24 protein-coding genes and 1 tRNA gene are annotated in these 25,328 nt (G+C 71.5%); 14 read left to right on the forward strand and 11 right to left on the reverse strand.

Translation table 11 applies throughout. The annotated features are described in order from the left end of the window. Positions 1 to 103: 103 nt before the first annotated feature. From Csp2054_RS15630 to Csp2054_RS15645, 4 genes are all read left to right on the forward strand, one after another. On the forward strand, positions 104 to 1,123 hold the full coding sequence (locus Csp2054_RS15630; protein WP_096900387.1) for a LacI family DNA-binding transcriptional regulator: 1,020 nt from the start codon (positions 104 to 106) through the stop codon (positions 1,121 to 1,123). 441 nt (positions 1,124 to 1,564) lie between these two features. After that, positions 1,565 to 3,088, forward strand: a complete 1,524-nt coding sequence (gene mmsA, locus Csp2054_RS15635; protein WP_096900406.1) for a multiple monosaccharide ABC transporter ATP-binding protein — start codon at positions 1,565 to 1,567, stop codon at positions 3,086 to 3,088. After that, positions 3,085 to 4,377 (forward strand): multiple monosaccharide ABC transporter permease, encoded by a 1,293-nt coding sequence (gene mmsB / locus Csp2054_RS15640; protein WP_096900388.1) that lies wholly within the window; start codon positions 3,085 to 3,087, stop codon positions 4,375 to 4,377. The genes mmsA and mmsB overlap by 4 nt, the downstream gene beginning before the upstream one ends. 88 nt (positions 4,378 to 4,465) lie before the next feature. Further along, on the forward strand, positions 4,466 to 5,569 hold the full coding sequence (locus Csp2054_RS15645) for a sugar-binding protein (RefSeq protein WP_096900389.1): 1,104 nt from the start codon (positions 4,466 to 4,468) through the stop codon (positions 5,567 to 5,569). A 124-nt stretch (positions 5,570 to 5,693) separates the two neighbouring features. On the opposite strand, the gene Csp2054_RS15650 is transcribed toward Csp2054_RS15645, so the two are convergent. The 3 genes from Csp2054_RS15650 to dcd all read right to left on the reverse strand — a co-directional run bounded on the left by Csp2054_RS15650 (position 5,694) and on the right by dcd (position 7,319). Further along, positions 5,694 to 6,035: a DUF86 domain-containing protein gene (locus Csp2054_RS15650; protein ID WP_255252777.1), complete on the reverse strand. Its 342-nt coding sequence runs from the start codon at positions 6,033 to 6,035 to the stop codon at positions 5,694 to 5,696. After that, on the reverse strand, positions 6,032 to 6,547 hold the full coding sequence (locus Csp2054_RS15655; protein ID WP_096900408.1) for a helix-turn-helix domain-containing protein: 516 nt from the start codon (positions 6,545 to 6,547) through the stop codon (positions 6,032 to 6,034). The genes Csp2054_RS15650 and Csp2054_RS15655 overlap by 4 nt, the downstream gene beginning before the upstream one ends. Positions 6,548 to 6,731: 184 nt before the next feature. Then, positions 6,732 to 7,319 carry a dCTP deaminase gene (gene dcd / locus Csp2054_RS15660; RefSeq protein WP_096900390.1) on the reverse strand — a complete coding sequence of 196 codons (588 nt, stop codon included), beginning with the start codon at positions 7,317 to 7,319 and terminating at the stop codon, positions 6,732 to 6,734. 80 nt (positions 7,320 to 7,399) lie between these two features. Here dcd and Csp2054_RS15665 point away from each other — a divergent pair, with 80 nt between their 5' ends. Further along, positions 7,400 to 8,539, forward strand: coding sequence for a GNAT family N-acetyltransferase (locus Csp2054_RS15665; protein ID WP_096900391.1), 1,140 nt, complete (start codon positions 7,400 to 7,402; stop codon positions 8,537 to 8,539). A gap of 122 nt (positions 8,540 to 8,661) precedes the next feature. Continuing rightward, positions 8,662 to 10,707: a cytochrome c oxidase assembly protein gene (locus Csp2054_RS15670; protein WP_096900392.1), complete on the forward strand. Its 2,046-nt coding sequence runs from the start codon at positions 8,662 to 8,664 to the stop codon at positions 10,705 to 10,707. A gap of 291 nt (positions 10,708 to 10,998) precedes the next feature. Here the strand turns inward: Csp2054_RS15670 and Csp2054_RS15675 are convergent, their stop codons facing one another. Both Csp2054_RS15675 and Csp2054_RS15680 read right to left on the reverse strand, forming a co-directional pair. Beyond that, positions 10,999 to 11,346 (reverse strand): hypothetical protein, encoded by a 348-nt coding sequence (locus Csp2054_RS15675; protein WP_096900393.1) that lies wholly within the window; start codon positions 11,344 to 11,346, stop codon positions 10,999 to 11,001. Then, positions 11,336 to 12,418: a DUF6177 family protein gene (locus Csp2054_RS15680; protein WP_096900394.1), complete on the reverse strand. Its 1,083-nt coding sequence runs from the start codon at positions 12,416 to 12,418 to the stop codon at positions 11,336 to 11,338. The genes Csp2054_RS15675 and Csp2054_RS15680 overlap by 11 nt, the downstream gene beginning before the upstream one ends. Positions 12,419 to 12,626: 208 nt before the next feature. Here Csp2054_RS15680 and Csp2054_RS15685 point away from each other — a divergent pair. The 3 genes from Csp2054_RS15685 to Csp2054_RS15695 all read left to right on the forward strand — a co-directional run bounded on the left by Csp2054_RS15685 (position 12,627) and on the right by Csp2054_RS15695 (position 14,924). After that, positions 12,627 to 12,700 (forward strand) — tRNA-Gly (locus Csp2054_RS15685). Positions 12,701 to 12,876: 176 nt separating this feature from the next. Further along, entirely contained in the window at positions 12,877 to 14,100 is a 1,224-nt protein-coding gene (locus Csp2054_RS15690; RefSeq protein ID WP_255252778.1) for an endo-1,4-beta-xylanase, read from the forward strand. Between the two features lie 77 nt (positions 14,101 to 14,177). Further along, positions 14,178 to 14,924 carry a hypothetical protein gene (locus Csp2054_RS15695; RefSeq protein ID WP_096900396.1) on the forward strand — a complete coding sequence of 249 codons (747 nt, stop codon included), beginning with the start codon at positions 14,178 to 14,180 and terminating at the stop codon, positions 14,922 to 14,924. 35 nt (positions 14,925 to 14,959) lie between these two features. Here Csp2054_RS15695 and Csp2054_RS15700 read toward each other — a convergent pair whose 3' ends face one another. Continuing rightward, positions 14,960 to 15,277, reverse strand: a complete 318-nt coding sequence (locus Csp2054_RS15700; protein ID WP_096900397.1) for a metal-sensitive transcriptional regulator — start codon at positions 15,275 to 15,277, stop codon at positions 14,960 to 14,962. A 49-nt stretch (positions 15,278 to 15,326) separates the two neighbouring features. Continuing rightward, positions 15,327 to 17,000 carry an FAD-dependent oxidoreductase gene (locus Csp2054_RS15705; RefSeq protein WP_096900398.1) on the reverse strand — a complete coding sequence of 558 codons (1,674 nt, stop codon included), beginning with the start codon at positions 16,998 to 17,000 and terminating at the stop codon, positions 15,327 to 15,329. Between the two features lie 304 nt (positions 17,001 to 17,304). On the opposite strand from Csp2054_RS15705, the gene Csp2054_RS15715 reads away from it, so the two are divergent. From Csp2054_RS15715 to Csp2054_RS15725, 3 genes are all read left to right on the forward strand, one after another. Beyond that, entirely contained in the window at positions 17,305 to 18,324 is a 1,020-nt protein-coding gene (locus Csp2054_RS15715; RefSeq protein WP_096900409.1) for a glycerate kinase, read from the forward strand. A 121-nt stretch (positions 18,325 to 18,445) separates the two neighbouring features. Continuing rightward, positions 18,446 to 19,492, forward strand: a complete 1,047-nt coding sequence (locus Csp2054_RS15720) for an NAD(P)-dependent alcohol dehydrogenase (RefSeq protein ID WP_096900400.1) — start codon at positions 18,446 to 18,448, stop codon at positions 19,490 to 19,492. Positions 19,493 to 19,641: 149 nt separating this feature from the next. Continuing rightward, positions 19,642 to 20,601, forward strand: a complete 960-nt coding sequence (locus Csp2054_RS15725; protein ID WP_096900401.1) for a helix-turn-helix transcriptional regulator — start codon at positions 19,642 to 19,644, stop codon at positions 20,599 to 20,601. A 36-nt stretch (positions 20,602 to 20,637) separates the two neighbouring features. Here the strand turns inward: Csp2054_RS15725 and Csp2054_RS15730 are convergent, their stop codons facing one another. The 4 genes from Csp2054_RS15730 to Csp2054_RS15745 are packed head-to-tail and all read right to left on the reverse strand — an operon-like array spanning position 20,638 to position 24,504. Continuing rightward, positions 20,638 to 22,056, reverse strand: a complete 1,419-nt coding sequence (locus Csp2054_RS15730; protein ID WP_141399294.1) for a hypothetical protein — start codon at positions 22,054 to 22,056, stop codon at positions 20,638 to 20,640. Continuing rightward, positions 22,037 to 22,879 carry a TIGR03943 family putative permease subunit gene (locus tag Csp2054_RS15735; protein ID WP_096900403.1) on the reverse strand — a complete coding sequence of 281 codons (843 nt, stop codon included), beginning with the start codon at positions 22,877 to 22,879 and terminating at the stop codon, positions 22,037 to 22,039. Before Csp2054_RS15735 ends, Csp2054_RS15730 begins: the two co-directional genes overlap by 20 nt. Continuing rightward, positions 22,866 to 23,888 carry a permease gene (locus Csp2054_RS15740; RefSeq protein WP_255252779.1) on the reverse strand — a complete coding sequence of 341 codons (1,023 nt, stop codon included), beginning with the start codon at positions 23,886 to 23,888 and terminating at the stop codon, positions 22,866 to 22,868. The genes Csp2054_RS15735 and Csp2054_RS15740 overlap by 14 nt, the downstream gene beginning before the upstream one ends. A gap of 37 nt (positions 23,889 to 23,925) precedes the next feature. Further along, positions 23,926 to 24,504: a TetR/AcrR family transcriptional regulator gene (locus Csp2054_RS15745; protein ID WP_096900411.1), complete on the reverse strand. Its 579-nt coding sequence runs from the start codon at positions 24,502 to 24,504 to the stop codon at positions 23,926 to 23,928. A gap of 72 nt (positions 24,505 to 24,576) precedes the next feature. Here Csp2054_RS15745 and Csp2054_RS15750 point away from each other — a divergent pair, with 72 nt between their 5' ends. Next, entirely contained in the window at positions 24,577 to 24,891 is a 315-nt protein-coding gene (locus Csp2054_RS15750) for a DMT family transporter (RefSeq protein ID WP_176491752.1), read from the forward strand. A gap of 1 nt (position 24,892) precedes the next feature. Further along, positions 24,893 to 25,328: DMT family transporter (locus Csp2054_RS15755; protein WP_096900404.1), on the forward strand; the 436-nt coding region annotated here is incomplete at its 3' end.

Below are 25,328 nucleotides of genomic sequence, written 5' to 3' on the forward strand. Positions count from 1 at the left end.
CACAACTCAGGTGGCGCGGAGGACGAGGACGTGCATAATGATCTGGCCCGGAATGTGAACGTGCACATCGACGTGCCACGACACCGGGCGGGAATGAGCAGCAATGGCGTCACCGCGGACACAACAGTCGCGTGCGCCCAGCATCCGCGACGTCGCACGGATCGCCGGCGTCTCGCACCAGACGGTGTCGCGCGTGCTCAACAACTCGGACGCCATCCGGGCCGAGACGCGCGACCGGGTCCTCGCGGCCATGGAGCAGCTGCAGTACCGACCGAACCGTGCGGCGCGCGCCCTCGTGACGAGCCGGACGCACACGATCGGCGTCCTCACGGCACGACGGGCGCACTACGGTCCGGCAGTGGCCCTGCAGGCCATCGAGGACGCCGCGGTGACCCGCGGCTACAACGTGACGACGTCGACGATCACCGCCACCACGGACGACGCCGTCCGCGAGAGCATCCAGCGGCTGCTCGACCTCGACGTCGAGGGCATCGTCGTGATCGCGCCGCAGCAGAAGGTGTTCGACCTCATCGAGGAGCTCGGCATCCGGACGCCCTACGTGACGATGCGCTCCAGCGTGGGCGAGGACCCGACGGCACTGTGGGTCGACCAGATGGAGGGCGCACGGCTGGCGACGGCACACCTGCTCGACCTCGGGCACGAGTACGTCCGGCACATCGCGGGGCCGCAGGACTGGATCGAGGCCGACGCCAGGATGCAGGGCTTCATGCGGGAGATGTCCGACCGCGAGATGCCCGTCGTCGCCCCGATCCTCGGCGACTGGACCGCCGACTTCGGGTACCACGCCGGACGCGAACTCCTGCGCTGGCGGGACTGCACCGCGGTGTTCTGCTCGAACGACCAGATGGCGCTCGGCCTCGTCCACGCGGCACGCTCCTACGGGCTCGACGTGCCGGGCGACCTCTCCGTTGTCGGGTACGACGACATCCCCGAGGCGAAGCACTTCTGGCCGCCGCTCACGACCGTCCAGGTCGACTTCGCCGAGCTCGGACGGCGCTGCGTCGACCTGCTGCTCCCCCGCGACGACGAGCAGCTCCGACCGATCGACATCGTTCCGCAGCTCGTGGTGCGCGGCTCGACCGGCGCGCCACGGTCGCGCTGACGCGCGCAACCACCGGACTGGAGGCACGTGGCGGGCCCGACCCGCGCCTCCAGGCTGCCTCGCGAGGACACCGGCGGACGTGTGCGGACATCCGCAAGCGCACGCGTGGACACCCCACACCGGGGGCCACGGGACGGCACGTCGGGCCGGATGACGCAGGCCGTTACACAAACGCGACAAATCCGAATTGACAGCCGCCGGACCCCTGTGCGTAGGATTGCCCCCGTTCCAGCGATGTGACCGTTCACATGAACTGTCACACAGCCGGGGCACCGGACGCGACGACGAGGTCCTGGCAGCACGTCTGCCGCCTCGCTGCCGCAGCAGAAACCCGAAGGACTGCCGCGCCGAAGCGGCAGAAGGAGATGCACCGTGGCGTCAACCCCACAGGGACCCGACCTCGCGACGAGGTCGGTGACCGCAGCCGAGACCATCCTCGAGATGCGGTCGATCACCAAGGAGTTCCCGGGCGTGAAGGCCCTCTCCGAGGTCTCCCTCACCGTCCGCGCCGGCGAGATCCACGCGATCTGCGGCGAGAACGGCGCGGGCAAGTCGACCCTCATGAAGGTCCTGTCGGGCGTGTACCCGTACGGCACCTACGAGGGCGAGATCGTCTACGAGGGCGAAGAGGTCCGCTTCAAGGACATCAAGCAGTCCGAGCAGGCCGGCATCGTCATCATCCACCAGGAGCTCGCGCTCATCCCGGAGCTCTCGATCACCGAGAACCTCTTCCTCGGCAACGAGCCGTCGAAGTTCGGTGTCATCGACTGGACCACCGCACAGCTCCGCGCGCAGGACCTGCTCGCCCGTGTCGGCCTCGCCGAGGACCCGGACACCCAGATCAAGAACATCGGTGTCGGCAAGCAGCAGCTCGTCGAGATCGCCAAGGCCCTGCACAAGGACGTCAAGCTCCTCATCCTCGACGAGCCGACCGCCGCGCTGAACGAGAACGACTCGCAGCACCTGCTCGACCTGATCGTCGGGCTGAAGGCCAAGGGCATCTCGAGCATCATCATCAGCCACAAGCTCAACGAGATCGAGCAGATCGCGGACAGCATCACGATCATCCGCGACGGCAAGACGATCGAGACCCTCAACGTGAAGGGCGACGGCGTCAACGAGGACCGCATCATCCGCGGGATGGTCGGCCGCTCGCTCGAGAGCCGGTTCCCGGACCGCACCCCGAAGATCGGCGAGACGTTCTTCGAGGTCCGCAACTGGACCGTCCAGCACCCGCTCGACTCGTCGCGCCTGGTGTGCAAGGGCTCGAACTTCCACGTCAAGCGCGGTGAGATCGTCGGGTTCGCCGGACTCATGGGCGCCGGACGCACCGAGCTCGCGATGAGCATCTTCGGTCGCTCGTACGGCACCTGGCTCGGCGGCGAGATCATCAAGGACGGCCGCGAGATCAAGGTCACGAACGTCCAGCAGGCCATCGAGCACGGCATCGGCTACGTCTCCGAGGACCGCAAGGCGCTCGGCCTGAACCTGCTCGACACGGTCAAGCGGTCCACGGTGGCCGCCGACCTGCCGAAGATCTCGAAGGCCGGCGTCGTCGACTCCCTCGAGGAGTACAACGTCGCCGAGAAGTACCGGAAGCTGCTCCGCACGAAGGTGCCGACGGTCGAGGAGAACGTCGGCAAGCTCTCCGGCGGGAACCAGCAGAAGGTCGTCCTCTCGAAGTGGATGTTCACCGACCCGGACATCCTCATCCTCGACGAGCCGACCCGCGGCATCGACGTGGGCGCGAAGTTCGAGATCTACGGCATCATCCAGCAGCTCGCGGCGGAGGGGAAGGGCATCATCCTCATCTCCTCCGAGCTCCCCGAACTCCTCGGCCTCTCGGACCGGATCTACACGATCTTCGAGGGCCAGATCACCGCCGACGTCCCCGCGGACCAGGCTGACCCCGAAACCCTCATGCGCAGCATGACCTCCGCGCGGAAGGGCGCACTCGTCTCATGAACAACCTGAAACTGCTCTTCGGCAAGGGCAACAGCGTCGGCCAGTACGGCATGATCATCGCGCTCGTCGCGATCGTCATCTTCTTCTGGTTCACCACGAACGGGCTCATCCTCGAGCCCACCAACGTGATCAACCTGTTCCTGCAGTACTCCTACATCCTCATCCTCGCGCTCGGCATGGTGATGGTGATCATCGCCGGCCACATCGACCTGTCGGTCGGTTCGGTCGCGGCGTTCGTCGGCATCATCGTCGCCCAGTCGATGTCCGTCTGGCACTGGCCGGCCTGGGCCGCGATCCTGCTCGGCCTCGGTGTCGGTGCGCTCGTCGGCGCATGGCAGGGCTTCTGGGTGGCGTTCGTCCGCGTCCCGGCGTTCATCGTGACGCTGGCCGGTCAGCTCATCTTCCGCGGTGCGAACCAGATCATCGGCCAGTCGACCTCGGTGCCGACCCCGAACGACTACAACGTCATCGGCGCGGGCTTCCTGCCCGACTTCGGTCCGGACTTCGGCTACTCGAACGGCACGCTCCTCATCGGGCTCGTGACGATCGTCGCGCTCATCATCATCGAGATCCGCGGCCGCGCCCGCCGGAAGAAGATGCAGGCCGAGGTCCCGCCGCTGTGGGTCTCGATCGTCCGCACCGGCATCCTCGTCGCCGTCACGCTCGTCGCCACGTACCTGTTCGGCGCCGGCCCGGTCGGCACCTCGGTCCCGATCGTCGCGATCATCCTCGGCGTCCTGACGATCGTCTACGGCTTCATCACGAAGAACACGATCTTCGGCCGCCAGGTCTACGCGGTCGGCGGCAACGCCAACGCCGCGGTCCTGTCCGGTGTGAGCGCCCGCAAGGTGAACTTCTTCGTCATGGCGAACATGTCGGTCCTCGCCGCGATCGCCGGCATGGTGTTCGTCGGCTACTCGAACGCCTCCGGCCCCGCCGACGGCACCGGGTGGGAGCTCGACGCGATCGCCGCCGTGTTCGTCGGTGGCGCCGCGGTCGCCGGTGGCATCGGCACCATCTCCGGGTCCATCATCGGTGGTCTCGTGATGGCGCTCCTGTCGAACGGCCTCCAGCTCATGGGCATCGAGTCGAACCGGGTCCAGATCATCCGTGGTCTCGTGCTCCTGGTCGCGGTCGCCTTCGACGTCTACTCGAAGTCGCAGGGTCGTCCGTCGCTCATCGGCGGCATGATGCGCCAGTTCCAGCGCAAGGAGACCCAGCAGGACACGGTGGCGGCCCAGCAGCCGCAGTCCATCCAGGACCAGCCGGAGAAGGTCAACACCCACTAGAACGTGGCGTCGGGCGGGCAACCCGTCCGCCCGACGCACGAACCCCATCACCACAGCACCACCCCCTCAACGAAGAGAAAGCAATCTCATGCGCAAGAAGCTCATCGCCGGCATCGGTCTGGCCCTCGTCGCGGGCCTGGCACTCAGCGGCTGCTCCGCACGCGGAACCTCGGACTCGGGCAGCAGCTCGGGTGCGAGCATCAAGAAGGGCGACCTGATCGGTGTCGCCCTGCCGGCCAAGACCTCGCAGAACTGGGTGCTCGCGGGCGCCGCGTTCAAGAAGTCGATCGAGGACGCCGGCTTCAAGGCCGACATCCAGTACGCCAACGCCGGCAACCCGGTCCCGGACCAGCAGTCGCAGATCTCGACCATGATCACCAAGGGCGCCAAGGCCGTCATCATCGGCGCGGCCGACGGTTCGCAGCTCGGCTCGCAGGTCAAGGCCGCGAAGCAGCAGGGTGCGACGGTCATCGCCTGGGACCGCAACATCCTCAACACCAAGAACGTCGACTACTACGTCGCGTTCAACAACTACAAGGTCGGCCAGCTGCAGGCCAACGCGCTCCTCGACGGTCTCAAGGCCAAGAAGGGCAGCGGCCCGTACAACGTCGAGCTGTTCGCCGGTTCGCCCGACGACGCCAACGCCACGGTCTTCTTCAACGGCGCCATGAGCGTCCTCGAGCCGAAGATCAAGGACGGCACGCTCAAGGTCGTCTCCGGGCAGACCACGTTCGCCAAGGTGAACACGCAGGGCTGGCTCGCGCAGAAGGCGCAGTCGCGCATGACCGACCTGCTGTCGCAGTACTACACGGGTGACACCAAGCTCGACGGCGTCCTGTCGCCGAACGACACCCTCGCCCGTGCGATCCTCACCGCGACCAAGGCCGCCGGCAAGGACACCCCGGTCATCACCGGTCAGGACTCCGAGACCGCCTCGATCCCGCTGATCATGAACGGCACGCAGTACTCGACGATCTACAAGAACACCACGGAGGAGGCGCAGGCCGCCATCGACCTGGTGTCCGACCTGGCCGCGGGCAAGACCCCGAAGACGGTGCAGGACAAGAACAACGACAACGGCGTGAAGGTCGTCCCGACGGTCGAGCTCACCCCGATCCTCGTCACCAAGGAGAACGCGGTCGAGGCCTACAAGGGCAACGACACCCTCGAGCAGCTCGCCAAGCAGGGCTGATCTCCGGCTCCACAGCACACGGACGGCCCCGTCTCGCAGCAGCGAGACGGGGCCGTCCCGCGTCGTCCCCGGGGTCGTGACGGACGGGAGGCACGGTGCGGGCCCGCACCGTGCCTCCCGTCCGTCACCGGGTCGGGTCGGGCAGGGTCGCGCGCAGGCGCCGCGCCGCCGCGCAGAGGTGCGGGACGTCGGTCCGGGCGGTTCCGAACACGACCGCCGGCGTGGTGTCGAAGTACTGCCGGGTGAGCCGGTCGGCGAGGAGCGACACCTTCGCCCACGGGATGCTCGGCTCGGACGCCGTCAGCTCGCCGGGGAGCATCCGCACCGCCTCGCCGATCTCGACGAGCCGCATCCGCACCGCGTCGTACACGATCGCCTCGGGCAGGTCCGCGTCGCCCACGTAGCCGCCGATGACGCCGCAGGCCCGGATGACGTCGTCGAGCCGCTCGGTGGCCCGGCGGCTCACAGCGGCACCGCCGACCGGACGACCTCCGGGTCCATGCCCGCGGCGTCGACGACGTCGACCCGGACCCCGAGGAGCTGCTCCGCCTCGTCCTGGATCCGCATGAGCGCGAAGATGCCGAGCCCGCGTTCCAGGTCCACCATCAGGTCGACGTCGCTGCCCGGCCCGTCCTCACCGCGGGCGACGCTCCCGAACAGCCGGGGGTTGCTGCCGCCGCGGCGGTGCACGATCGTCACGAGGTCGTCCCGGACGGCGGCGACGCGCTCCCGGAGCGGCGGTGGCTCCTCGACGGGTTCGAGCTCGATCGTCGTCGTGAACCCCGCCGCGAGCAGGAGCCGCTGCAGTGCGGCGAGCGACGGCTCCCGGCGGCCGTTCTCGTAGGTGCTGATGACGCTCTGGGTCACGCCCGCGCGGACGGCGAGCTGCACCTGCGTGAGGTCGGCGCGGACGCGGGCGTCACGGATGAGCTCGGCAGCCGACACCGTCGGCGCGGGCCTGGGGAGGACTGCAGACATGCGGCCACGGTACACAGAATGCGACATTTTCCTACGCACTTCTGCGGTTCGACACAAGGACGTTCCGCGATTGCTCCTGCAATATCGCGGTGTGTCGATGGCCGGGTGTTGCTGGCCGGTGTCGGTGGCCGGGTGTCGATGGCCGGTGTCGGTGCGCGGGACCGGAACCCGCAGGGCGAACCGGTCAGGGGCGGACGGAGACGTCCGTCCGGTGGAAGTTCTGCGCCGACCGCGAGGGCGTCGGACCACGCTGCCCCTGGTACCGCGACTGGTACTCGGCGGAGCCGTACGGCTTGTCGGCCGGGCTCGAGAGCTGGAAGAAGCAGAGCTGGCCGATCTTCATGCCCGGCCAGAGCTTGATCGGCAGCGTCGCGACGTTCGACAGCTCGAGGGTGACGTGGCCGGAGAAGCCCGGGTCGATGAAGCCGGCCGTGGAGTGCGTGAGGAGACCGAGGCGTCCGAGGGAGCTCTTCCCCTCGAGCCGCGCCGCGATGTCGTCGGGCAGCGACACGACCTCGAACGTCGACCCGAGGACGAACTCCCCCGGGTGCAGCACGAACGCCTCGTCCGGGTCCGTCTCCACGAGCCGTGTGAGCTCGGGCTGGTCCTCCGCCGGGTCGATGTGCGGGTACTTGTGGTTGTCGAACAACCGGAAGTACTTGTCGAGCCGGACGTCGATGCTCGAGGGCTGCACGAGCGACGCGTCGTACGGGTCGAGGCCGATGCGGCCGTCGGCGAGCTGGGCGGTGATGTCGCGGTCGGAGAGCAGCACGGTGGAAGCCTAGCGGCCGGTCGACCTCGCCGATATCCTGTCAGGCTGCCCAGGACCGGGGAGCGGATCGGAGCAGGACGATGACCACCGACGGCCCACCGCCGTACACCGTCGAGGAGCTCGACGTCCCCACCACGATGGGCGACGACCCCGCCCGCGTCGACGCCTTCCGGGCCTGGCTCGACGTGTCCGACCGGGCCGAGGTCGCCGTGCACGGACTCGCCGAGCTGGCGTGGGCCCCGGAGGAGTACCTGCCGCTGTGCCACGAGCCGGGCGCCCCCTCGCGGCTGTTCGTGGCCCGGGACGCCGACGGCACGGTGGTGGGCTCGGCGTCGTACGACACGAAGGACGCCGACGGGACGACCAACTGTTGGCTGGCCGTCGGCGTCGACCCGGCGCACCAGGGTCGCGGCGTCGGGCGCCTGCTCGCCGACCGGCTCGAGGACGAGGCCCGGCGGGCCGGACGGACACAGTGGAAGACGTACGCCGTTTCCCGGCAGGTCGGTCCGGCGACGGGCGACGGGTACCTGCAGGCACCGACGGGCGCCGGGGCGGTCCCCGTCGACGAGCGCGCGGTGCGGTTCCTGACGGCGCGCGGCTGGCACTTCGGGCAGGTCAACCGCATCAGCCGCCTCGCACTGCCCGCCGACCGGTCGGTGGTCGCCGCCCTGCACGACCGCGCGACCGCGGCAGCCGGGTCCGCCTACCGGGTGCACTCCTGGCCGGGGAGGACTCCGGAGCGCTGGCTCGACGGGATCGCGTTGCTGCACACCAGGATGTCGACCGACACCCCGGCCGGCGGGATGGACGAGCCGGAGGACCGCTGGGACGGCGAGCGGGTGCGGGCGAACGAGGCCGAGCTCGACCGCGCTCCCCGCACGATGGTCACCGTCGCCGTCGAGCACGTCGACTCCGGCGCGCTCGTCGGCTTCACGCAGCTCGCCGTGCCCGATGCCCCGGAGCGTGCGGTCATGCAGTGGGACACGCTCGTGCTGCGCGAGCACCGAGGACACCGCCTCGGGTGGTTGCTCAAGGTGGTCGGCATCGAGACCGTGGAGCGAGACCACCCCGGTCACCCCGCGATCCTGACGTTCAACGCCGAGGAGAACCGGCCGATGCTCGACGTGAACGAGGCCGTCGGCTTCGTCGGCGTCGGCAGCGAGGGGATCTGGGAGCACCGCGAGGACACCGGGACGGACCGCGACCGGACCGGCGCGTGACGGGCTGCAGCCGGCGAGACGGACGCACACCGTGCCTCCCGGCTGCGGCCCGGACGCCGCAGGCGCGTCGCCCGGGAACCGGCGGCTTGGGCCCAGGCTGCGGCGCTTACCATTGACCGGTCATGACCGTCACGTCTTCCGCTCCCCCGACGGGCGGCGCGGCGCCCGAAGCGGCGCCCGTCACCGCGCGCACGTCCACCGTCGCGACGGTCCTCGCGATCGCCGTCCCGCTGGCGGCGGCCTGCGCCGTCCTCGGCATGGTCGTGACGGGGGCGTTCACCACGAACCAGCAGCTCGTCTCGGCGGGTGACCTCGTCACGTACGGTCTGCCGATCACGCGGGCCGTGCACGACACCACCGCCGCGCTGACGGTCGGCCTGCTCATCGTCGCCGCGTTCGCGCTCCCCGCACAGAAGAAGGACCACGGGGCGGTGTCGAGCATCCAGCACCGCGCCGCGCGGTGGGCGGCGGCCTCGGGCGGCGTGTGGTTCCTCGCCGCCGTCGTCGGCATCGTGCTCACCGGCGCGAACACCCTCGGCGTGCCCCTGAGCTCGCCGGTGTTCGCCCGGAACTTCCTGCTGTTCGCGTTCCAGGTCGAGATCGGCCAGGCGCTCGTGGTGTCGGCCGCCGCGATCCTCGTCGCGACCGTCGTGGCCGTCCTCGCCACCCGGGTGACCACCCTCGCCGTCGCGACCGTCCTGGCGCTGTTCGCCCTGCTGCCCCTGGCGCTGTCCGGGCACGCCGCCGGGTCGCTCGAGCACGCGAACGCCGTGAACTCCCTCGCCGTGCACCTGGTCGGGGTCTGCGTCTGGGCGGGCGGGCTCGTCGCCGTGGTGCTGCTGCGCACCCGGACGAAGGGCGCCACCGGGCGGGTCGTGTCGCGGTACTCGACGCTCGCCGGGTGGTCGTTCGCCGCGGTGGCGTTCTCCGGCATCGTGAACGCGTCGCTGCGGCTGACCGGCCCCCTCGACCTGTTCACGACCACCTACGGCTGGCTCATCACCACCAAGGCCGTGATCCTCGTGCTGCTCGGCCTCGCCGGCGTCGCGCAGCGCCGGAAGCTCGTGCCCGGGCTCCTGCGCGCACCGCTCGACCGTCGCGCGTTCACCCGGTTCGCCCTGGCCGAGATCGTTTTCATGGCGATCGCGATCGGTGTCTCCGTCGCCGTCTCCCGGTCGCAGCCGCCGATCCCGCAGACGCCCGAGACCGGCGACGACACCCGCTCGGGCCTGATCGGCTACCCGTACCCACCGACACAGACGCTCCACACGTACCTGACCGAGTGGCATTGGGACTGGGTCTGGGCGGCGCTCGCGGTGACGGGTGCCGGGTGGTACCTGCTGGCCGTCCGGAAGCTGCGGAAGCGCGGGGACCGGTGGCCGGTCGGTCGCACGATCGCGTGGCTCGTCGGCTGCGCCCTGTTCATCTGGACGACCTCGGGCGGTCCCGCCGTCTACGGCATGGTCCACTTCTCGTCGCACATGATCCAGCACATGATGCTGATGATGTTCGTCCCGCTGCCGCTCGTGCTCGGCGGACCGGTGCTGCTCGCGCTGCGGACGCTGCCGGTGCGGAACGACGGCTCACGCGGGGCCCGCGAGTGGCTCATGCTCTTCGTGCACTCCCGCTACATGCAGTTCATGGCGAAGCCGGCCGTCGCGGGGGTCATCTTCGCCGGGTCCCTCGTGGTGTTCTACTTCACGCCCGCGTTCGAGTACGCCATGCAGTCGCACGAGTGGCACGTGCTCATGGTCGTGCACTTCGTCCTGAGCGGGTACCTGTTCTTCTGGGTGTTCGTGGGCATCGATCCGGGGCCGGCGCGACCGCAGTACCCGATCCTCATCATCGCGCTCCTCGCGACCCTGGCGTTCCACGCGTTCTTCGGCGTGGCCGTGATGACGTCGCAGGAGGTCTTCGCGATCGACTGGTTCCACGCGCTCGGTCAGACGAACGACGCCGCGCTGCTCGCCGACCAGCACACCGGGGGCGGGATCGCCTGGGGCGCCGGTGAGTTGCCGATGGTGTTCGTGGCGCTGCTCGTGGTGCGGAACTGGGTGCGCACCGACGCGCGGGAGGCGAAGCGGCTCGACCGCAAGGCCGCGCGCGACGGGGACGCCGACCTCCGGGCGTACAACGAGCGGCTGGCGGCGCTGCGCGACCGCGACTGAGCGGCGGGCGGGGGCGCGGCGGTGGCCGTTCCGCTCGTGGTCGGCCGTTTCGCTCGTGGTTGACCGTTTCGCTCGTGGTTGACCGTTTCGCTCGTGGTTGACCGTTTCGCTCGTGGTTGACCGTTTCGCTCGTGGTTGACCGTTTCGCTCGTAGGTACCCGTTTCTTCGGGCCTCCTACGAGCGGAACGGCTTCCTACTCCACGTGCGATGGGTCGGATCGTCCGAACGTCGGCCGGGAGGCACGGCCCGGCGACGCGACGCCGGTCGCGACGCGGACGTGGTCGGCCGGGTCAGTCCCCGTGCACGAGGCACACGGCGTCGAGCTCGATCGCCGCCTCGAGCGCTGCCGAGATCCCCGACTCACCGTCCGGTCCAGCCGGGGTCACCGCGTCGACCCACCACAGCGGGAGCTCGAGGGTGGGGGCGTCGGGCAGGATCCGCTCGACCTCGTCGGACGAGTCGACCCGCTTCACCCCGAGCACGGTCACCACAGGGTGCTCGGCGTCACGGCAGACCTGCATCACCGGCCCGTCGTCGAGGGCACGGACGCCCCAGGTCTCGTCGTGCACGAGGAGGGCCTCGGCGACGTCACGGACCTCGACCGGACGACGGCAGAGCAGCGTCACCTCACGCGGCACCGGGTCCTCCTGCCACGCGGGCCCCGACGTGTCCGTCGAGCGCGCCGTCGTCGTGCGCAGGGTCGAGGGGTGCGCCGCCGACCAGCTGGAGGAAGCGGTCCTCGTCGATGCGGTCGAGGAAGGACTCGAGCGCGGCCCAGCCGTCCTCGAACCGGACGATCAGCCCCTCGTCGGCGTCGTCGCCGTCGCGCAGGCCGAACGTGGTGGTCGACGTCCGCGGCGGCGGCCACGCACCTTCGCGGTCGAGGAACACCGAGGCCTCGGGGCCGACGACCACGGCGAGCGGCGCCGGCTCGCCGTACGAGACCGCCCGCACCAGGTGGTCGGCGTCGCCGCGCCGTTGCATCACGACGCCGAACACCGGCTCGACCTGGTCGGCGACCTGCTGGACCGCGGCGAAGAGCCGTCCGGCGAGCTCCGGGTCGGCGTGCTCCTCCGGGACGGTCAGCACCGCCGACATCGTCTCGATGACCACGTCGTCCTGCAGGTGCGCGGTCATCGTCGCCGAGAAGCCGTCGCCCACGGCGTACGACGTCGACACCGCGGGTGCCTCGTGCTTGGCGTACTGGGTCACCACCCACCGGTCCCACGGGACCGTCAGCGGTTCCACGGTGCCCCAGCGGGTCGGGCAGGTCCCCACGGTGTCGCACAGCGCCTCGATCGCCGAGCCGACGTCGACCGCGCGCCCCGGGTGGTGGCGCAGGGTGAGGTCGATGCTGATCTGCCGGACCGAGTCGGACGCGACGGGGTGCTCCGGCGACGGGGTCCCGAGCAACTCCGGACCGCGCTGCGCGAAGTCCTGCACGCGGGACGCCGCGACCCCCGTGCGACCGTCGCGCAGCGAGCCGTCGAGGTCGGTGACGGCCCACGCGGCACCGTGCGCACCCAACGCGTGCCGCACGGCGGGGGTGAGCGCTGCCTCCCGTCCGGTGCGGAGCACCACCGTGCGCCCCGCCGCGGAGGCGCGGGCGAGCAGGGAGGCGAACGCGTCGGTCAGCCACACCACCGGCGATGCGGAGTCGACCACGATGGCGGAGCCGACGACGTCGTCGATGAGGGGATGCCTGACCATCCGGGTCCTCCTCGGGTACTTCGGCGCTGATCCCCCTGGACGGTACACACCCGGCCGACACCTGTCCGTCACGTCGGCGGGCTCACAGCGCCTACACGGACACGGTCGGGAGGCACGGATCACCGCCGCCACGCGGCGGCCGGAGCGCGTCCGGCTGGCGTCCAGCGGAGAATCCGGTAGGGTTGTCGACGTCCCGCCAGCGGGATGCGCGAGTGTAGTTCAATGGTAGAACTCCAGCTTCCCAAGCTGGTAGCGCGGGTTCGATTCCCGTCACTCGCTCCAGATCCTCCTCTGCCGCCGTTGCCGGCTCCGCGACCTCGGTCGTCGCTGTGTCGCCGGCCTGCACGCCGCCCTCCTGGCCGCTGCGCGCGGGAGCCGCTCGCGCCGGCCGGTCGCGCGCCCCGCCCTGGTATGTTCGCGCACACAACAAATCCCGGACGACGATGTCGGAGGACCCCATGCCGCACGGACCAGCGCACCGCACCGGTGCGACCGAACTGATCATCGTGGACTCCTCGGGGGCTCCGCTCGCGCACGCCGACGTCGTGGTCGAGCAGACCCGGCACGCGTTCGTGTTCGGGAACATCGGCTTCGACTTCATCGACCTGGCGAACGGCGACGCCACGGACGACGACGGGAGCGCCGCGCTGGCCGACCGCTGGACCGACGTCTTCAACACCGCGACGCTGCCGTACTACTGGGGACGGTTCGAGGCCGAGCGCGGGGCGCCGGACACGCACCGACTGCTCACGACCGCCCGGTGGTTCCGCGACCGGGGCGTGGCGGTGAAGGGGCACCCTCTGGTGTGGCACACCGTCCAACCCGACTGGCTGCTCGGCCTGCCGCTGGACGAAGTCGAACAGCTGCTGCGGGCGCGCATCCGACGGGAGGTCTCGGACGCCGCGGGGGTGATCGACACCTGGGACGCGATCAACGAGGTCGTCATCATGCCGGTGTTCGACAACGGCGCGAACGCGATCACGCCGCTCGCCCGAGCCAGGGGTCGCATCGCGATGATCCGGACGGCGTTCGAGGAAGCCCGAGGCGCGAACCCGAGCGCGACCCTCCTCCTCAACGACTTCGACCTGTCGAGCGCGTACGAGTGCCTCATCGAGGGCGTCCTCGAGGCCGGTGTCGCGATCGACGCGATCGGCCTGCAGACCCACATGCACCAGGGGTACTGGGGCGAGGAGACCATGCTCGCGATGGTGGACCGCTTCGCCCGGTACGGGCTGCCGCTGCACCTGACCGAGACCTCCCTCGTGTCCGGCGACCTCATGCCCGCCGGCGTGGTCGACCTCAACGACCACGTGGTCGCGTCGTGGCCCTCGACCCCGGAGGGCGAGGAACGGCAGGCCGACGAGGTGGAACGGCACTACCGGAGCCTCGTCGGTCACCCCGCGGTCGAGGCGATCACCTACTGGGGCATCACCGACCGCGACGCCTGGCTCGGCGCCCCGATCGGCCTGGTGCGTGCGGACGGCAGCCCGAAGCCGGCCTACGAGGCGCTCCGCCGCCTGGTGCGGGACGAGTGGTGGCTGCCACGGACGAACCTCCGCACCGACGGGCACGGACGCGTGCGCGTCGAGGGCTTCCACGGCGACTACCGGGTCGAGGTCGGCGCGACGTCGGCGACGTTCACGGTGACCGCCGACCCGGGAACAGCGCGCGTCGTCGTGTGAACGTCGGATCGTTCCGTCCCGATACCGATCTCGCAACGGTCCCGGCACGAGTCCCGATCGTCCGTCAGGCTCGTTGCATGTCGAAGTTCCGCGTCGTCCAAGGAGGCACCAGCGTCGACCTCGAGGCCCACACCGAGATGGAGGCCCGGGCGAAGGCGGTGGTCTCCGGTCGGTTCCGCCACGACGACTCCCTCGTCGCGGTGCCGTACGACGGTGACCGTGCCCCGGCGAGCACCTCTGGGCCGGGCGCAGCCACCAGGACGGACGCCCGTGACCGGGTGGCCGCGGACCCGATCACCCCGGACGCGGCCGTCCTGCGACCCCGCGCGGGCACGGACGGCGGGGCGAGCTCGTTGCGGATCCGGCGCGAGGCCTCGGTGCCCCGACTGCTGGTGGCCCTGGTGCTGCTCGTCGCGCTGCTCCTCACCGTCCTGACGGTCGGAGGCTGGGCGATCGTCCGGCGGGTCACTCACGACGGCACGCTCGGTGATTGTGCCCGGATCGGCCTGTGTGTCGAGACCCCGCTCGCCACCGTCGAGGCCCGGACCGGGGTCGACCTGCCTGCGGGCACCGAACGGATCCGCGCGACCGCCTCCCGCGACGGCAGCTGGGCGTCGGCGCTGGTCCGCCTGCCCGAGGGTGCCCGCGTCCCGACGCTGCCGTCGGGCGAGGAGACGGCCCCCACGACGCGCGCCTCCGACGCACTGCAGAGCGCCGGGGCGACGAAGCTCTCGGGTTCGGTGGCCGGGCCGGTCGGTGTGTTCTCCGGCACGGCCGACGGCCGCACCATCGTGTACCTGCGGTACGACGCGACCGGCGACTGACCGAGGGGCCAGGAACCGGGGGCAACGAACCGGGGTCAGGCGAGCGTCAGGAAGAGCTTCTCGAGTTCCTCGACGGTCAGTCGGTCGTCGTCGGTCCCGTCCTGAGCCCCGGTCGGCTCGGTGATGCACTGGCGCATGGCGGTGGACACGATGGCGAAGCCCGCCCGGTCGAGGGCGCTGCTGACAGCGGCGAGCTGTGTGACGACGGCGCGGCAGTCGCCTCCGCCCTCGACCGCGGCGATCACCGCGGCGAGCTGCCCCTGTGCCCGGCGCAGCCGGTTCGCCACCTTCTTCACCGCGTCCGCGTCGTGCAGTGCCCGGTTCGACGGTCCGTCGGCTGCTGTCTCGTCCATGGTCGTCCTCGTCGTGTGCGGTGGTGATCGGGGGGGATCGGTCGTGCGTTCAGGCGGCAGCGTGTCCGACGCCCGCGTCCACACGGACGGACGTCGCCGCCGTGCCGGCCGCCCACGTACGGTACCCGCCGTCGAGGTTGCGGACGTCGTGGCCGAGCTGAGCGAGCAGCCGTGCGGCAGTGTGTCCGCGCTGGCCCACCTGGCAGTGCACCACGACGGGGCCGTCGGGCAGCTCCCGGTGCCGTGCACGGAGGTCGTCCAGCGGGATGTTCACGGACCCGGGCACGGCTCCGGCCTCGTGCTCCGCGGGGGTCCGGACGTCGACGAGCGTGGCACCCGCACCGCGTGCGGCGTCGAGTTCGTGCCACTGGATCGTCGCCGTCGCCCCGGTCGCGGTGTTCTCGGCGACGTTGCCGAGCAGGTTCACCGGGTCCTTCGCGGACCCGTACTGGGGCGCGTAGGCGAGCTCGAGCTGCGCGAGCGCGGACGCGGTGAGCCCAGCCGTCATGGCCACCGCGATGACGTCGATGCGCTTGTCCACACCGTCGCCTCCGACGATCTGGGCGCCGAGGACCTGGTCGGTGACCGCGTCGACGAGCAGCTTCATCGCCATCGGCTCGGCTCCGGGGTAGTACCCGGCGTGCGACGACGGGTGGGTGTGCACGACGCGGTGTGCTCGTCCGGCGGCGACGAGCCGTCGCTCGTTCCACCCGACGACGGCGACGGTCGTCCCCAGGACGCCGAGCACGGCCGTGCCGAGCGCGGGACGCGCATCGTCGGGGAGGGTCCCCGCGATGGCGTCGGCGACCGCGCGGCCGTGTCGGTTCGCCAGGCCGGCCATGGTGACGAGGGTCGCCGCGCCGTCGACGTGGTCGATCTTCTCGACACCGTCGCCCGCCGCCCAGACGTGCGGCACGGAGGTGCGGTGCCGACCGTCGACCGCGACGCCGCCGGAGGGGCCGAGGGCGACGCCAGCGCTCCGGGCGAGCCCGGTGTCCGGGCGGACCCCGCTCGCCTCCACCACGAGCGCTGCGGGCACGGTCGAGCCGTCGCTCAGGAGGACCGCCCCGGGCTGCGCACCGGTGACCGTCACGCCCAGGCGGACGTCCACCCCGGCTCGCCGGAGGGTCCCGAGCACGGGCTCGGCCATCTCGACGTCGAGCGGCGAGAGGACCTGCGTCCCACGGGTGACGAGCGTCACCCGGGCGTCGCGCGCCAGGAGGTTCTCGACGGCTTCGAGCCCGATGAACCCGGCGCCGACCACGACGACGCGGGGTGACGGCCCGGCCTGCTCGAGCACCGCCATCACCCGGTCGACGTCCTCGACGCTGCGGAGCGTGTGGGTCGGCACGGCGTCGGCCGAGGGGCCCGGCGCCGCGGTGGCCCCGGTCGCCAGCACGAGGTCGTCGTAGTGCTCGGTGCGGGACGCCCCCGATCCGAGGTCCCGGACGACGACCGTCCTCCGGGCGGGATCGATCGCCGTGACCTCGTGGCGGACGTGGACGTCGAGCGCGAAGCGGCGGGCGAGCGATTCCGGCGTCTGCAGCAGGAGCGACGAGCGCTCGGGGATCGCACCCCCGACGTGGTAGGGCAGCCCGCAGTTGGCGAAGGACACGTGCTCGCCCCGCTCGTAGACCGTGATCGTGCGGTGCTCGTCGAGCCGGCGGAGGCGGGTGGCCGCGGACATGCCGGCGGCGACACCTCCGATGATGATCGTCCTCATGGCGGCAACAATACCCCCAGGGGTATAGTCCCGGCAACGGGTGCCCCCCGGTACCCCCGACGGAAGGACGAACAGATGTGCCGACAGGTGACGTGCAGGACGTGCGGGAAGACGACGTGGGCCGGTTGCGGCCAGCACGTCGACCAGGTGATGCGCGGGGTGCCCCAGCGTGACCGCTGCCCCGGGCACACGGCGGAGCCGAAGACCGGGTTCCTCGCGCGGCTGCTCGGCCGCTGACGCGTCCCACCCTCCCGTCCACCGCGCGGTGGGCTCCCGGGGCATCTCGCTCCGGTACCGTGTCCCCGTGCGCATCGTGGTGGCTCCGGACTCGTTCAAGGGCACCGCGACCGCGGCGGCCGTCGCCTCCGCGATCGCGACCGGCTGGTCCGCCGAGCGCCCCGACGACCAGGTCGTGACCGTCCCCATGGCGGACGGCGGCGAGGGGACGCTCGACGCGTTCGCGACGGCGTTCCCCGAGGCGGTCCGGCACGCGGTGACCGTGACCGGTCCCGACGGCGCCCCGCACGACACCTGGTGGTTGCGCCTGCCGGACGGCCGCGGGGTCGTCGAACTCGCGGCGACGAGCGGCCTCCCGCTGCTGGGCGACCACCTACTGCCGGACAGCGCGACCTCGCGCGGGTTCGGGGAGGCGATCGTCGCCGCCCTCGACACCGGCGTGACCGGGCTCGTGCTCGGGATCGGCGGCAGCGCCTCCACGGACGGTGGCGCCTCGGTGCTCGAGGTGCTCGACGGCCGCCCCCTGCCGCCGGGCGGGGTGACGGTCCTCACCGACGTGACCGCTCCGCTCACGGGTCCGACCGGCGCCGCCGCGGTCTTCGGTCCGCAGAAGGGCATCGCGCCGTCGCGGGTCGCCGAGTTCGATGCGCGCCTGCGGGCGCTCGCCGCACACCACCCCCACATCGACCCGGACACGCCCGGTGCCGGTGCGGCCGGGGGCGTCGGCTTCGGGTTGCTGGCCTGGGGCGCCGTACTGGTCCGCGGGGCCGAGGGCGTCGCCGAGGTGCTCGGGCTGCCGACACTGCTGGCCGGGGCGGACGTGGTGGTCACCGGCGAGGGCCGGTTCGACGGGCAGAGCGCGAGCGGCAAGGTCCCGTCGGTGGTGCACGCAATGGCGTCGGCGCACGCTCCGGGCGCCCGCGTGGTGCTCGTCGCCGGTGCGATCGACGCGCCGCTCGACGACTTCGCCGCGGCCGCGTCGCTGACGGTCATCGCGACGCAGACGACGGGCGAACCCGACGACGCCCTCCGCGACCCCGTGCGTTTCGCCACGATCGCGGGGACACGACTCGCCCGGATGGCCTGAAGGGGCACACAGGAGGGGTACCCCACCGGTACCACGCTGTCCGCAGGACGCGGGAGCACACTGGTGCACCGGGGCCGCCACCGGCCCCGACCAGCAATCGACCCACCCCACGAGGAGACCATTGCGCACCGTCAACGCCTACGCTGCCCCGTCCGCCACGGAGCCGCTCGTCAAGACCACCATCACCCGTCGCGACCTCGGCCCGAACGACGTCGAGATCGACATCGCCTACGCCGGCATCTGCCACTCGGACATCCACACCGTCCGCGGTGAGTGGGGCGAGATCCAGTACCCGCAGGTCGTCGGCCACGAGATCGTCGGCCACGTCTCCGCCGTCGGCGACGCCGTCACCAAGCACCAGGTCGGCGACCGCGTCGGCGTCGGCTGCATGGTCAACTCGTGCGGCGAGTGCGAGCAGTGCGTCAAGGGTGAGGAGCAGTACTGCCTGAAGGGCAACATCCAGACCTACGCGGGCGTCGACCCGGCCGACGGCAGCATCACCCAGGGCGGCTACTCGCAGGCCATCGTGGTGAACGAGGACTTCGTGCTCCGCGTGCCGGAGTCGCTCGACATCGAGAAGGTCGCCCCGCTGCTCTGTGCCGGCATCACCACCTACTCGCCGCTGCACCACTGGGGCATCGGCGAGGGCTCGAAGGTCGCCGTCGTCGGCATGGGCGGTCTCGGCCACATGGCCGTGAAGATCGCGGTCGCCCTCGGCGCCGAGGTCACGGTCCTGTCGCAGACCACGTCGAAGCAGGAGGACTCGCTCCGCTACGGCGCGAAGGCGCACTACGCCACGAAGGACCCGGAGACGTTCGAGGAGCTCGCGCAGTCGTTCGACTTCATCCTGAACACCGTGTCGGCGAAGATCCCGATGGGCGCGTACCTGGGCCTGCTCAAGGTCGACGGCACCCTCGTCAACGTCGGCGCCCCGTCCGAGCCGCTCGAGGTCCCGGCGTTCGCGCTCATCCCCCGCCGGCTCAGCTGGGCGGGTTCCGCCATCGGCGGCATCCGCGAGACGCAGGAGATGCTCGACTTCTGCGCCGAGAAGGGCATCCTGCCCGAGACCGAGCTGATCAGCGCCGACCAGATCAACGAGGCCTACGAGCGCGTCCTCTCGTCGGACGTCCGCTACCGCTTCGTGATCGACGCGGCGACGCTCGCCTGAGAGCGAGCGCCTGGGTGACCGGGTGAGAACGGGAGGCACGTGGCGGGTCCGCCACGTGCCTCCCGTCCGTCGTCCCACCGCCGGGACCGCTTCGTCCGCAGACCGCGACGGGGGTCGCGGACCGCGCCCATCAGGACGACGCTGGAACGATGTCCTCCTGCACGCCGAAGTCCCGACCACTGGTCTCCGTGGCCGGCACGGACACGGATGCGGCGATACACGACCTCGCCGGCATGTACGCCGGGAAGCGGTGGCACGCCGCGCACGTGGACGACGACTTCTGGTACCGGTACGCCGGCATCGGGGACGAGCGTATGAGCATCCGACGCTCGCAGATGCACGGCGCCCTCCGCGGCGACGTGGCCGTCGAGGGCGAGGTCGTCGTGCAGTGGATCGACGCCGGCACCGCGACCGTGGACACCATGCGGGACGCGACCGTCATGCGCCACGGCGTGCCGGTGCTGTTCCCGATCGAGCAGCGGTTCGAGGTGGAGTACCGCGACTGGGACCAGCGACTCGTCCACCTCGACCGTTCCCTCGTGCTCGACGTCGCCACCGAGCGGTACCTCGTGGACGGCACGCTCGCGTTCCAGCGGACCGGTGAGCCGGACCGGGCGGCGATCGAGCGGTGGCGGGGTTCCGTCGCCGGAGCCGTGCACGCGTTCCGCGAGGGCGGTGGCGAGTCGCTCGCCTGGCACGAGGCGCAACGGGACGTCGCTCGCGCCCTGCTCGACCTCTACCGGTTCCAAGCCCCATTGCTGCCCGACCACTACGGCGAGCGGAGCAACCGACGGGTCCGCGCCGCCGTCGAGTTCATCCACGCGCACGCCGCGACGCCCCTCACCGTGTCGGACATCGCCGGTGCCGCCGGTCTGAGCGTCCGCGGCCTGCAGGAGTCGTTCCAGCGGGCCCTCGACCGGACGCCCATGCAGTACCTCCGCGAGGTCCGGCTGCGACGCGCCCAGGAGGACCTGGTGCACGGGTCGATCGAGGACACCACGGTCGCCGACGTCGCACGCCGATGGGGCTTCAGCCACATGGGCCGGTTCTCGAGCGAGTACCTGCAGCGGTTCGGCGAGTACCCGAAGAACACGCTGCGGCGGCACTGACCGCGCTCCGGCGACCACGCTTCAGCCGACTGCGGTTCAGCCGATCTCGTCACCGGTCGGCAGGGCACCGCACCAGTCGACGGTGGACGCCTCGACACTCGCCTCGAGCGCCCCGGTCGTGGCGTCCACGACGCTCACCAGGTCACCCGAGGCAGACCGCGTGGTGACGGCGACGAACTGACCGTTCGGAGACGGACACACCGCGGTCACGCCCGCCTCCGCCGGCAGCGTCACCGCCAGCCGGGAGGCGCGGGTCGGCTCGACGCGCAGGATCCGCTGGTCGAGGGTGCCGTCGGCACGGACCGTGCCCACCACGCGGAGGTAGGTGCGGTCCGTGAGCGGCGCGATGCGTCCGAGGTAGGGCGCTTCCGCGCTCCCCGCGGGCGCCGCCACGGGTGTGCGTCGTCCGTCGGTCAGGTCGAGCTGGTCGATGCCGGTGCCGGTCTCGACGACCGCCGTGGTACCCGACGCCACGAAGCCGTGCAGCACGGTCGCACTGCCGAGCCGCACCGCGGGGGTCGAACCGCTCATGTCGACGAGGACGAGGTCGTCGTCGCTCGTCCGGACGAGTGCGCTCTCGGTGCGCGGGACGTACGCCCACTGCCCGACCGTCATGGGGACGACGCCGGTCCGCGGCACACCGTCGGCGCCCACGGCGGTCGGCATGTGGGTCCCGGTCATGTCGACGACGTACAGCCCGACGTCGGTGGAGCGTCCGCTCGACGTGTCCGCGTACTCGAACCCGAACGACGCTCCGTCGTCCGCGGTGTGCAGGGCGGTCACCCGACCGGCGGCGGTCGGCAGCGTGAGGTGCTCGACCGGGGCGCGGTCGTCGCGGACACCCGCGGCGAGCGGCACGACGTCGACTGCCGACGTTCCCCGGCCGGTGTCACGGACGACCACCAGCGACCGCCCGAGGCGCGCGAACTCGGTGATCCCGGCATCGGCGTACACCGTGGTCGCCCCGCCGGCGTCGAGCGACCGGCGGACGATGCGGTCCTTCCCGCGCCCGGACCCGGCCGGCACGAGCGCGAGGACGTCGGTGCTCCCGGTCCGGACGGTGGTCCGCAGCGTGGCCGTCGCGGACTGTCCCGGGGCCCGCACCCCGGACACGGCGATCTCGTACGAGCGGTCGTAGGACAGCGGCCCGGCGAACTCGACCGCGATGGTGTTGCCGCTCGACGTCACGGTGTGCGCCGCCGCCGGGCGCACCCGCACGTCCGCGGCCCGGACGGGTTGCAGCGCCTGGTTCGCGGTGAGGATCACCCGCTGTGCCGGCTTGGAGACCAGCCCGGACGCGTCGTAGGAGACCTCGCGGAGCCGGGGACCCTGGTGCGACCCGACGACCGCGGCGAGCGCGCCCACGACGACGAGCACCACGACGACCGCGAGGTACCGGGAGCGGAAGCGGTCGCGGCGGGGACGTCGGAGGCGGTCAGTACTCGTACGGGTCACTCGGCTGCGCGATCTGTCGGACCGAGGACGCCTTCACGACGATCCTGGCGGCGGCGGACTGGTCGGGGTTGGCGACGAGGGTTCCGCGGACCCGGACCCACTGGTCGGCACCGGGCACGGAGCCACTCGTCGTCACGCCGAGGCCGACCGGCTGGGCGTCGACGGCGCAGCAGCTGATCACGAAGCGCGTCAGCGTGAACGAGCCGTCGCCGGCCGGGACGACGAAGCCGGTGAGCTCGACCCGCCCGCCGACGAGCGAACTGGTGTCGGTCGTCTGGCGGATGAGCGCCGCCCAGTCCTTCACGCCGTAGTCCGACGTGTCGACCGCGCCGCTGCCGAGGAGTGCGACGCCCTGCGTCCCGGTGGCGTTCGACAGCGTCGCGGCGTCGACGCTCCGCTGCTGCGCGGTGCGCGCGGAGAGCGTCGTCGGGGGCAGCACGAGCATGGCGACCGTCACCGCGACCGTGACGGTCGCCGCTGCCCAGCCGAGCGCGGCGCGAGCGTGGCGACCCGCGCCTCCCGTCCGGCGGGCGTGACCGTGTGCGTCGGCGGCCGGGACGGCTGCGTGGGCTGCGTCGCCGTGGTCGTGCGTCCCGTCGCTCGCGGGGTCGTGGGTGTGCACGTGCCCGCGTGCGACGACGACGAGGCCAGCGACCGAGGCCGGCACGGCGAGGGCGGCGAGCACGATCGTGAAGACCGCGTACCGCGGGTTGATGTAGAGGTCGAGGTGCCCGACGAGGGCGAGCCACAGGGTGCACAGCGCGACGGCGAGCACGGACCCGAGGCCGAGCGCGGCCGGCGCGGCGGACTCAGACGAGGACATTCATCACCAACCCGACGGTCGCGGCGAACAGGATGCAGACGACGGCGAGCAGCACGAGGAACCGCGTGCGGAACGTCGTCCGGAGCAGGGCGATCATCTTGACGTCGATGATCGGGCCGATGAGCAGGAACGCCGTGATCGACCCGGGCAGGAACGTCGACGCGAACGACAGCGCGAAGAACGCGTCGACGTTCGAGCAGAGCGACACCGTCATCGCCAGGAGCATCATCGCGGCGACCGACAGCACCGGGTTCGCCCCGACGGCGACGAGCGTCGACCGGGGCACCGCGACCTGGACGGCCGCGGCGAGCCCGGCGCCGACGAACAGCGCGGGCATCATCGTCGCGGTCTCGCCGCCGAACTGCGCGGCGCTGTCGCGCCAGCGGTTCCGGGAGCGCGGTGCCCCGGCGGCGACGCGGCAGCGGGCCTCGAACGCGGGCAGCAGGAGGTCGGCCGGACTGCGGTGTGCCGCGACGATCCACCCGACGAGGTTCGCGACGACGAAGCCGCCGACGATCCGGACCGGGAGGATCCACCCGGACCACCCGAACGCCTGCGCGGTGCTGATGATGACGAGCGGGTTGAGGATCGGCGCGGCGACCAGGAACGTGGCGGCCTCGGCGGGGGTGAACCCGCGGAGCATGAGGCCGCGGGCGAGGGGGACGTTGCCGCACTCGCACACCGGGAAGAGCATGCCGATGAGGGAGATCCACGCACGACGGGGCAGGGCACGCTGCGGGAGGATCCGCTCGAGGACTCCGACGGGGACCCACACCTCGACGACGATCGACAGCAGGATGCCGAGCACGACGAACGGCAGGGACTCCACGACGACGCTGATCGCGAGCGTGAGGAAGTCCTGCACGACGTCCGGCAGGCCGGCGGACCCGACGGCCGGGGACAGGAGCCGGAGCGCGAGGAGCACGGCGACGGCGAGCAGCACGAGGCCCGGACCGGTCAGGCTCCGGGGGCGGGCCGGGGTCGTGGCCGTGGCGGTCGCGCGCGTCACCCGCGCAAGGATAGGCGACGCGGGGGAACGGTCGGGGTCAGCGCGCCGCGAGGCCGTCGAGGTGCCGGTCGAGCACACCGATCGCCCAGTCGCCGGACTCCCCCGGCGCGAGGCGTGAGACGTGCATCGCGAGGCCGTCGATCAGGGCGTGCAGGCGCCGTGCCTCGAACACCCGCTCGTCCTCGGGCACGCCGACCAACCGGACGATCTGCTCGGTCCACTGCCGCATGTCGGAGGCCACCCGGTCGAGCGCCGGCCGGAGCTCCGGGTCGGTCAGCGCGGCGTTGCCGAGCGCGAGGTAGACGTCGAGCTCGATGAGCCGCTCCTCGTCGAGGGGCAGGAGCTCGAGGAGGATGCGGCGGGCCCGTTCACGGTCCGGCAGCGTCTCGGGGACGGCGTCCACACGTCGCGTGGTGGCGTCGAACACCGCCTCGAGCGCGTGGGTCCGGACGCTCGCCTGCGTCGGGAACACGTACCGGACGGTCGACGGCGGGAGACCGGCCTCGGCCGCGACACCGCGGACGCTCAGCGCACCGAGTCCGTTGCGTGCGAGGACCCGGGCGGCGGCCTCGGACACGATCCGGCGGCGCTCCCCCACGTCGATGCTCCTGGCCACGGGTGCCATGTTCGCACGACCGTGCTACCTTCTTTGTCGTACAGTTGTGCGACAAAGAGTGAGGTGATCGTCGTGACCTGGGTCGTCCTGGTCGTGTCCGGCGTGCTCGAGGCGGTGTGGGCGACCGCGCTCAGTGCGTCGGACGGGTTCAAGAAGGTCGTGCCCACGATCGTGTTCGTGGCCGGCATGGCACTGAGCATGGTCGGTCTCGGGTACGCCATGACGGGCATCCCCGTCGGCACCGCGTACGCCGTGTGGGTCGGGATCGGGGCGTCCCTGACCGTCGTCCTCGCGATCGTCCGCCGGCAGGAGGCCGCGTCGTTCGCCCGGATCGCCCTCGTGCTCGGACTCGTCGCGTGCGTGGCCGGCCTCAAGGTGGTGAGCTGAGGTGGCGTGGGTCGTCCTGTTCGTCAGCGCCGTGCTCGAGACCGTCTGGGCCAGTGCCCTCGGCGCCAGCGAGGGGTTCACCCGCCCAGGGCCGACGGCACTGTTCGCGGTGACCATCGCGGTGAGCCTGGTCGCGTTCGGCTACGTCCTCCGGCACATCCCGATCAGCACGGCGTACGCGGTGTGGACGGGCACCGGCGCGGCACTCACCGTCCTGTGGGCGATGGCGACGGGCGAGGAGCCGGTCACCGTCCTGCGCGTGCTCTTCATCGCCGGGATCGTCGGCTGCGTGGTCGGCCTGAAGCTCGTGCCCGCACGCCCCGCGGATCCGGCGGAGACGACAGGCCCGGTCGCGGCGGCGGGCCCGGTCGCGGCGGCGGGCCCGGTCGCGGCGGCGGCCCCGGTCGCGGCGGCGGCCCCCTCCGCGAAAGCGACAG

Source organism: Curtobacterium sp. 'Ferrero', from assembly GCF_002412165.1.
Taxonomy (GTDB): Bacteria; Actinomycetota; Actinomycetes; order Actinomycetales; family Microbacteriaceae; genus Curtobacterium.